The following is an 8,946-nucleotide window of genomic DNA, read 5'->3' as shown; positions in this document are numbered from 1 at the left end:
GAGATGATCGAGCGGCTGGAGCCGCTGACGGCGCGGTTCTACGCCCTCGGCCCCGACGCCCCGGACGACGAGGTCGTGTCCTTGATCGACGATTGGGTCACCGGGCTGGAACCACTGTCAGCGCGGCTGGCCGGTATGCCCGAGCCCGGCCCGAAGGCCTCGGCCCTGCTGGACGAACTGTACGAGCAGGCCCTCGAACCCGTCCAGCACCGGGTGCTGCGCCGGGTCCTACAGCGGTTGGAGCATGAACGGCGACCGGCCGGGTCCTGACCCCACCAAGCCCTGTGGTCCGGGCCAAGCCCTACGGCCTTGGCTCCGAAGCGGCGTCAGAGTTTTGAGTGGACCGTGCTCGCGTCCATCGACCAGAGGGATCCACCATGACCGCCCCGTCGAAGCCGATCGCCGTCGAGGAGTTCTTCGGCCCGCCCACCCGCAGCCGGGCGGTGTTGTTCCCCGGACGGCACCAGGGTCGCCTACCTCCCTCTATCCGGCGAACTCCCGGACCGGACGGCCGTGGACGCCGGGGCGGATCTTGAAGAGCGAGCCGGACAACGGTTCCTCGTCCGGTTCCAGGTCTTCCCGGGACGTGGTCATGTAGAGGGTGCCCAGGTCCTCGTCACCGAAGGTGCACGCCGTGACCTTCTGGACCGGTAGCGAGATCACCTCGTCCAGATCACCGTCGGGGGTGTAGCGGTGTACCTGGCCGGCGTTGACGATCGCGGTCCATATGCCGCCCTCCGCGTCGACGACCAGGCCGTCGGGCAGGCCACCGTCCCGTATCCGGGCCAGGACGCGGCGGTCGGTCAGGCCACGGTCGGAGTCCCAGTCGAAAACGGCGACGCAACCGGTGTCGGTGTCGTTGTAGTAGGCGAATCGACCATCGGGCGACCAGTCGATGCCGTTGGAGACGGTGACGTGGGGAAGCACGGTGGTCACCTCCAGCTCCGGCGTGAGGCGGTAGAGGGCGGCCGTCCCCGGTGTCTTGCCGTAGGCCATCGATCCGCAGTAGAAGGTTCCGTCCGGGGCGCAGCCGCCTTCGTTCATGCGGATGCCCGGGTCGGTCCAGATCTCGACCCGGCGCCGTTCCTCGCCCTGATCGTCGAACAGCGCCACCCCGCGTTCCACGCCCACGATCGCTCCCCCACCGGCGCGGGGGCGCACGACCGCGGCGACGTCGTCCACGTGCCTTCGGGAGACGTCACCGGAGGGCGTCAGGCCCAACACGTCACCGCGGGTCATGTCGACCCAGCGCAACCCACCCCAGGACGGTGACCAGCAAGGTCCCTCGCCATGCTCGGTGATCGGATCGGTGACCCGTTCCACCTTCACGATCGCGTCCCCCTTCGTCATGTGCCCCGGCCCCGCCCAGGCGTCGTAGCCGACACCTCCCACATGAACACGCACGGTGATCATATCGTCTACAATACGTGAGGCCATGAGTTCCGCACCCGATCGGTCAGGTCCGACACCCAGGTCCTTTTGGCGCCCAGCCTGGAACCGGGTGCGCACCAACGCCTGGTCGGTGCTCCAGCAGTCGGCCGCCGCGGGACTGGCCTGGATCCTGGCCGAGTGGCTGGTGGCGGGGGACCATCATCCGTTCTTCGCCCCGATCGCCGCCGTGGTCGCGCTCAACACCGGCTTCGGGGTCCGCGGGGTACAGGCGGTGAACCTGCTCACCGGCACCCTGATCGGCATCATCGTCGGCGCGTCGGCGGTGTGGCTGATCAGCACGCCCAGTCTCGGGCTGGTCGTGGCGACCCTGATCGCGACGCTGGTCGCCGTCGCGGTGGGCGCCGCCCGAGTGACCATCGCACAGGCCGCGGCCGCCGCCATCCTCACCGTGACCATCCCCTACGGAGGGGATGGCGGACCGCAAAGACTGTTCGACGCCGCGTTGGGCGCGGGCGTGGCACTGGTCTTCAGCCAGTTGCTCTTCCCCACCCATCCGCTGCGCCTGCTCTCCCAGGCCGAGCACGAGCTGGTCTTCCATCTACACCGCTTGTTGGTCAGGACCGCTCACGTCGCCGACCGGCGAGACGACGCGCAGAGCGAGGTACAGGACGCGCTCGTCTCGACGCACACCGCCATCGCGGACCTGGAATCGGCTCGATCGGCCGCTCTCGACATCGTTGACCGCACCCTCCGAGGGGTGTATCTGCGCCAACGGACCCGGACGCGAGTCGCGGCCGCCGGCCCCTTGGAGGGCGTGGCCGTGATGTGCACGCTCGTGGCGACGACGGTGCTGTCCGCCCCCGGGAAATCACAGACGGCCCTGGCCGCGGTCGTGCGTGAGGTCGCGGACGTGTTCGCGCGTGTGGCCGAGGCCCGTTCCACCGACGGCGCGTGGGGGGCGGCGGCCTTCTGGGACGCGGCGGCGCTGCGAGCCGAGGAGCTGCGCGAGACCCTTCCCGGGCTCCGAAGGCGACTGGAGGATTCGGGTCCGGAGACCGACGCGGCGATCAGCGCCATCGACATCCTCTGCGACACGCTTCGCCGAACGGCGAAGTAGGGCGCGTCATCGGTTCACGGCGTCTACCGCCCCTTTTGTCTCCGATGGGGCACGTGGAAGTGCGGCCCCATGGTCGACTGCCCGCGGCGTTGGGCGGTTCGGGGGTGTTCGTGCGGGTCGCCGTTCCCCGGGTGGTCGACACTCATGCCCCGACGCGAAAGACCCCACCGGAGGGTCTCCGGTGGGGCGAAGCTCCATGTCAACGACGGATGGCCGGAATCACCCGGCACCACCGTGTGGGGGAGTCAGTGGTGGGCCGGGGTCAGCGAACCCAGACGTCCCAGGTTGCACCGTTGTACACGCACTTGTACTCGGTGAAGTCGTGGTTGTTGTCCTCCTCGACGACGTAGCTGTAGGCATCGACGAGGCATTCGAACTCCAGTTCGAAGCCACCACCGACGACCTCCCAGTCGGCCGCGTGCGCGGGGCTCGCGGCGAGCGGGAGGGCCAAGGCCGCCGCTCCGATCGCGAGTCCACCGGCGATGCGCTGCGACATAGACATGTACTTCCTCCGAAATATGGGGTTTTGTGGGCTCTCCCCGCGTATCACGAGGAGAGGTCGTGCCGACCACTCGAACGATGGTCGGTTCTTCCCGGACTCACTGACCGGAGTCCGGTAGGCCTCTCATCGGGCACGGGCCGGACGGGCCGTCGGACCGATCAGGCCCGAAGAGCCTGATCGTGACCATCGTCGGAATCCCGGCCCATGTGTGATCGAGTGGCTACTCGCCGACACCGACCAACCTAGAAAACGAAAGCCGTCGAATCGTCCGACTTGAGGACGAAGTGACCACCGACGAACGTTCACGTCCGCACGCCGTGGGTCAACGAAAGTTCAGTGACCCGGTTGACGATCGTCGATCCCCGACCGGGCGACCCGCGGACGTCCCGCGAGAGTGCTCACCCTCCGCCACTCCCCCGGACGTACTCCTATCTTCACGTCTCGACACCATTATCGGGACGTAATTCGCATAACGCCAAAAACGGACACAGGGCGCCATGGTTTCGCTGATATGAGCAATACGTCGGCGGGAACAGTACTCTGGCCGAGTCACCTGACCATGACCCCGTTGAGTCAGCGTCAAGCATGAGGAGGAAATTACTTGCTGACCCGCCTACACGACTTCATGAGACTGCGTACCTCACCCCCGATCTTCTTCGGATCGGCCGCGGTGATCATCGCCTTTGTTGTCGGAACCATCGTCTTCACCGAGCCGCTCGACGCGGCCGTAACGGTCGCTTCGGAATGGCTGTACGCCAACCTGGGCTGGTTCTACATTCTCGGCCTCACCCTGTTTCTGGGCTTTTTGATCTTTATCGCCCTCAGCCGATTCGGGCGGGTGAAGCTGGGTCCGCACGATGAGCCTCCCGAACACTCCGGACCTGCGTGGTTCGCCATGCTCTTCGCCGCCGGCATCGGCAGCATCCTGATGTTCTGGGGCGTGGCCGAACCCATCAGCCATTTCGGCGAACCTCCGCGTGAACCCTCTTTGGGCATCACACCGGAGTCGACGGCCGCCGCCGAGGACGCGATGAACTTCACGTTCTATCACTTCACCCTGCACACCTGGGCCATTTTCACGCTGCCGGCATTGTGCTTCGCCTACTTCATCCATAAACGGAATCTGCCACCGCGTGTCAGCTCGATCTTCCAACCGATCATCGGCGAGGGGATCCACGGACCGATCGGCCGATTCATCGACATCGTCGCCATCGTCGGAACGGTCTTCGGCATCGCGGTCTCCCTCGGCTTGGGCGCCCTACAGATCAATAGCGGAATCAACCAGGTTTTCGGAATCCCCGAGAGCGCCATGTGGCAATTGATCATCATCGGCGTCGTCGGCGGGGTGGCGATGATCTCCGTCGCCCTGGGGCTGGACCGTGGGATCAAGGTCCTGTCCAACATCAACATCTGGATGGCCATCGCCTTGCTGGTGTTCATCCTGGTGACGGGTTCCACCCTCTTCGTGCTCAAGGGCACCATCGAGTCATTCGGCAGTTACCTGATGAACCTGCCGGAATTGGCCCTGTGGAACGACACCTTCGCCGACTCCGGCTGGCAGACCGACTGGACGGTGTTCTATTGGGCCTGGACGATCAGTTGGTCCCCGTTCGTGGGCATCTTCATCTCCCGCATCTCCAGGGGACGGACCATTCGCGGATTCGTCTCGGGTGTGCTTCTCGTTCCGGCGGGCTTCTCGGTGGTGTGGTTCGGCATCTTCGGGTTCTCCGCGTTCGACATCGAACTCCACGGAGACGGCGGACTGGTGGAAAGCGTCGTGGAACAGGAGGACATCCCCGGGGCGCTGTTCGCGTTCTTGGAGCACTACCCCGCTGTCGGCTTCACCTCGGTGATCGCCATCATCCTGGTGATCGTCTTCTTCATCACCTCGGTGGACTCCGCGGCCCTGGTCGCCGACACGATGGCCAATGGCCACGAGGACTTCAACCCGTTGGGGCAACGGATCTTCTGGGCCATCGCCATCGCGGTGGTGACCGCGACCCTGCTGGTCTTCTCCGGATCCGGTGGTCTGGAGGCGTTGGAGAAGATCATCGTCCTCGTCGGACTGCCGTTCTTCATCATGGGCTATTTCCAGATGTACGCGGTGTATCGAGCCCTGAGGGAGGACGCCGGAGAGCTGCCGCAGGTGCGGATGCGCAGGTGGAAGAAGGTCCTGCCACCGGAAGAGTACGAACGCCGCCAGGACGAGGACGAACACGACACCTCGGAGATCGTCGTCGAGCCCGAAGCCCTCGATGACCCACCGGTGCTACGCGACCCCTACATCAAGCAGACCCGGAACACCGGAACACACGGCACGTTGTCGGCGCGAACCGGTTCGACCAAGCACACGGACCACCGGCAGGAGCGACCGCCGCGGTCCGAGGAACAGGGACGGAAGGACTCCGAGTAGGCGAACAGCTCCGGGCCCACCTGACTCGGGACGTACCGGAGGTCTTCGACATAGGTGGCGGCTTGGGCATGCCCACGAGCCCCGGCGGTGGCCGGAGCCGAACCGAACGGACACAAGACCCGGACGGGCGGCTCGCACGAAAGTGCGAAGCCGCCCGTCCGGGTCTTGCTCAGCCTTCTGTTCGAGGCATCCGGGGCATCCGCGGGCCTGCCTTACGCGGCCTGCGCGGCTTGACCGGTTGCGGACTGTCGGAGGTCGATGATTTATGGCCGGCCATGCCCGGGCCGACGAGGGCCTGCGCGGTGACGGCCACGCGGGACTGCTGTGGCTCCTGTGGGATCGGCCCGGATTCCTTGAGGGGCCGCTGTGTCGTGCGGGGCCGCTCGGGAATCGAGGCCGAGTGCTCCCCCGGTGTGTCCGAGGTCGAGGGTCCGTCCATCCGGACCACACGGACCCTTCCGGCCTTGCGGCCGGGCACGCGCTGGTGGCGGACCTTCTCGTCCTTCCGAGTCTCCTTGATCTCCCGGGTCTTCGGGGCGGGGGCCATCTCCTGGGGGGCAACCTTACGTGGGGCGACGTCCGTGACCTCGTCCATGTCGGTACCCGGGGCAGAGATGGCCGATGGGGTCTCCTCCCACCCGGAGTCGTCGTAGTCGTCGGCAGCGGCCGGGTCGGCACCTCCAACCGTGTCATGGAAGACAGCGAAGGCGGCGGCGATAACGGCTCCGTCGTCCGGAACGCTCCAATCCCTGTTCCCGGCTTCGCGGCCCGTGCCCTCGGTTGTGATCACGCCCTCCGCCGCGCCGGTGGTCACGGCCTCGTCGAAGCCTTCGTCGGCCAAAGACTCGGGTTCCTCGTTCCAGGCCCGGGTGAGCCGATCCCAAACGGCGCTATCACCCACCGGCGTGAACGCGTCGTCATCGGCCCAGTCCTCGGCCACGAGTACCGGACGGCCGCGTTCCGCTTCCCACACCTCGGTGTCACGGCGTGAGGACGGTCGTTCCGTCCGCTCTGACAGCGCGTGGTCCGCCTCCTGGTAGGTGAGGACGGCCTCGCGGACCTCCTCCGCGGTCGATCCCGCCCAGGAACAGTGGAACAGGGTGGAGAGCGGCTGGCTGGTCTGCGAGATCAGCCCGTCGGCGTCGACCACGCAGTTGCCGCCCAGTGGCCAGCTGCCCAGGATGACCGCAGTGACGCCACGGTGCTGTCCGTGCAGCAACAATCCGGACAGAGCGTGCTCGTGGCGGGGGTCGGGGGAGGCGATCAGGGCGAGAGGCGCCCGCTCTCGCGCGTCCATGGCGTGCAGCTCCGAGGCCAGGAACGCCAGTGCGTCCTCCATCGTGGGAACCATGGTCACCGGTTCGCACGGCCGATCGCGTAGCAGGTCTCGACCGGTCGCGCCGAACAGCCGGACGACCTCGCGTTCGATGATCAGGACACGCACCGCGAGAGGCTCGGCCAGGTCGAGGGCGTTGGCGATGAGACGTCGGACCGCGGCGTCGGCGCCCTTGCCGATGAGGCCCAGGCCGGGGACGTGATCCAACTCCAGGGTCACGCGCTCGTGGATCTCGTCGGTGGGTTCGGGACGCTCTGGCGGTGCCGGGAGCGCCAGGCGGCGCGGATGTCCGGCACGCAGGCGCGGCCGGGGCAGGCTGAGCGCCATCCTCGGTACGAAGGAGCCTCTTTTGCCCAGCAGGTAGCCCCCGGCCAGGCCGGCGAAGGCCACGGTCGCGGCGACACCGCCGTCGGGGACCTCCAGGACGACGACGCGAGGGCCGTCCTCCTCGGTGGCGGCGGAGGCGTTGTCCAAGGTGACGACGGGCTGTTCGGCCTCGGCTTCGGTCTCTGCCTGATTCTCCCCCTGTGGGGAGGGCACCGGAGCGGGTGCCAGGGTGTAGGCGATCTCGACTCGGCGTTGGGTCTGCGCCGGTCCCTCGATCTCCTGGTCGGAGCCCTTACCGGTGATCTCGGTGTCGGGAGCGTCCTCGCCCAGTGACTCCGTCAGGTGCTCGGCGAGCGCTCGAGCCCGTTCTTCGGACAGTTCCTGGTTGCGTTCGGCGTCGCCGCTGGGGTCGGTGTGACCGATGATCCGAACGGGGACGTCCGGGTCCCAGTGGTCTCCGAGCATCTCGACGGTGGGCGCCAGGTCTTGTCGCATTTGTTCGGTCAGCTCCGCGGACCCCAGTTCGAATCCGCTGACGGTACGGGTCCGTTCGACGGGTGCCTGTTCCACGTCGTCCTGGGCGGCCTCGGGCGCCTCGTCCTCGTTCTCGCTCTGCTCCGCCGGGGCGACGGTGTCGGCGAACGCGACGGCGGGGGTGAGGGCGGTGGCCGCCACGGCCGTGGCGGCCACCGCCTGGAGCGGCCCGAGCGGACGCAGACGCAGGGCGACACCGCGCAGGCGCGCCACGGACTCGGCCACGATCGCCAGCGCGAACAGTCCCCACAGCGCCCACAGGGCCGTGATCAGCGCGGCGGTGAGCACACCCGGCGGGGTCCGCCATCCGCGTAGATGGGCCAGGGCCACGTCCCACGACGTGGGCAGGTCGGGCCAGTCCACGTGCCAGAGCAGGACGTAGGGCAGACCGATAAGGAAGGCGAGCGCGAATGCGACCGCGCAGAGCCGGCTCAAAGGGTGCATCTCCGCCTCACTGTGCTGGGGTCAAGGGGTGGGTTGTGTGTGGGGGCGTGCGGTGGCCGTCGTCTCGACGGTGGTCGAGCCGGCGGGGATCAGACTGAACGAGTAGGACAGGGCACAGGTCACGGTCACGGTGTCACCGCTGACGCTGACGGTGCCGTCGGCTCCGGCGGAGCCGAGGAATGCCTGGGCCGCCGCCGCGGCCGCGGCGGCGTCCAGCGGTACTTCCTCGGCGCCCTCCCGGTAGGTCTCCCAGTCGAGTTGTTGGGCGCCCACGCGGGCTGCCTCCTGGGCGAGCGTCGCGGTCTGGCGGCGGGTCTGGAGCAGTTCCCCGCCTTCGTAGACGAGTCCGAGGCACAGGAGGAAGGCGAGCGCCATGATCACGACGAAGGCGCTCACCTGGCCGCGGTCGTCCCGCGTCGTGGCGGTGTTCATGGGGTCCCCCGAAAGGTGTCCACGGCGACGGTGGCGTCGCCCTCGATGCTGCGGCTGCCGGGGAAGGCGACCCCGAGCAGGTCGGAGAAGCTCACCGTGCAGGTCACGGTCACCGAGACCGCCCCACCGGCGGTGAGACCGCCGTGGTCGACGCTCGTGGTGTGGTCGGAGCAGGCCAACCCCTGTTCCCGAAGCGTCGCGGAGGCGATGGTGGTCGCCGCCGCCGAGGCCTCCCCGGGGGTGCGTTCCAGGGAGGCCGCTCGGGCGGCGGCGTGGGCGACCTCGTCGACGGTGGTGCCCGCGTCGACGGTGCGTCCGGCGAAGATCATCAGCATCGCGAAGAGCAGCAGGGCGGGTGTGACGATGGCGAGTTCCACCGACGCGGAGCCCCGGTCACGTTTCCTCACGGTGTGGCACCTCCGGGGACGAAGCGTTCGACGGGGGCGACC

General features: G+C 67.7%; 7 protein-coding genes and 1 pseudogene. 3 read left to right on the top strand and 5 right to left on the bottom strand.

From position 1 onward, the window contains the following. Positions 1-270 (top strand): annotated as a pseudogene (locus K8V84_RS04655) (MerR family transcriptional regulator); the annotation flags it as partial. Positions 271-483: 213 nt separating this feature from the next. Here K8V84_RS04655 and K8V84_RS04650 read toward each other — a convergent pair. Beyond that, the gene (locus tag K8V84_RS04650; protein ID WP_304070855.1) at positions 484-1,413 is read right to left on the bottom strand and encodes an SMP-30/gluconolactonase/LRE family protein; all 930 of its coding nucleotides are present in this window, start codon (positions 1,411-1,413) and stop codon (positions 484-486) included. 88 nt (positions 1,414-1,501) lie between these two features. Between K8V84_RS04650 and K8V84_RS04645 the strand changes: the two genes are divergently transcribed. Continuing rightward, positions 1,502-2,509 carry an aromatic acid exporter family protein gene (locus tag K8V84_RS04645; protein WP_304070853.1) on the top strand — a complete coding sequence of 336 codons (1,008 nt, stop codon included), beginning with the start codon at positions 1,502-1,504 and terminating at the stop codon, positions 2,507-2,509. Positions 2,510-2,771: 262 nt separating this feature from the next. Here the strand turns inward: K8V84_RS04645 and K8V84_RS04640 are convergent, their stop codons facing one another. Further along, complete coding sequence (locus tag K8V84_RS04640; protein ID WP_304070850.1) at positions 2,772-3,011, bottom strand: hypothetical protein; 240 nt, start codon at positions 3,009-3,011, stop codon at positions 2,772-2,774. Between the two features lie 601 nt (positions 3,012-3,612). Between K8V84_RS04640 and K8V84_RS04635 the strand changes: the two genes are divergently transcribed. Further along, positions 3,613-5,424, top strand: coding sequence for a BCCT family transporter (locus K8V84_RS04635; RefSeq protein ID WP_304070848.1), 1,812 nt, complete (start codon positions 3,613-3,615; stop codon positions 5,422-5,424). A gap of 169 nt (positions 5,425-5,593) precedes the next feature. On the opposite strand, the gene K8V84_RS04630 is transcribed toward K8V84_RS04635, so the two are convergent. The 3 genes from K8V84_RS04630 to K8V84_RS04620 are packed head-to-tail and all read right to left on the bottom strand — an operon-like array spanning position 5,594 to position 8,904. Next, a complete protein-coding gene (locus K8V84_RS04630; RefSeq protein WP_304070846.1) occupies positions 5,594-8,065 on the bottom strand; it encodes an OmpA family protein in 2,472 nt (823 codons plus the stop codon). A 21-nt stretch (positions 8,066-8,086) separates the two neighbouring features. Further along, positions 8,087-8,497 carry a TadE/TadG family type IV pilus assembly protein gene (locus K8V84_RS04625; RefSeq protein ID WP_304070844.1) on the bottom strand — a complete coding sequence of 137 codons (411 nt, stop codon included), beginning with the start codon at positions 8,495-8,497 and terminating at the stop codon, positions 8,087-8,089. After that, positions 8,494-8,904, bottom strand: coding sequence for a pilus assembly protein (locus K8V84_RS04620; RefSeq protein WP_304070842.1), 411 nt, complete (start codon positions 8,902-8,904; stop codon positions 8,494-8,496). The genes K8V84_RS04625 and K8V84_RS04620 overlap by 4 nt, the downstream gene beginning before the upstream one ends. Between the last annotated feature and the right edge of the window lie 42 nt (positions 8,905-8,946).

This window comes from Nocardiopsis listeri (genome assembly GCF_020741345.1).
Lineage (GTDB): Bacteria > Actinomycetota > Actinomycetes > Streptosporangiales > Streptosporangiaceae > Nocardiopsis > Nocardiopsis listeri_A.
Note: the sequence above shows the minus strand (reverse complement) of the source record. Positions and strands in the feature narration are given on the sequence as shown.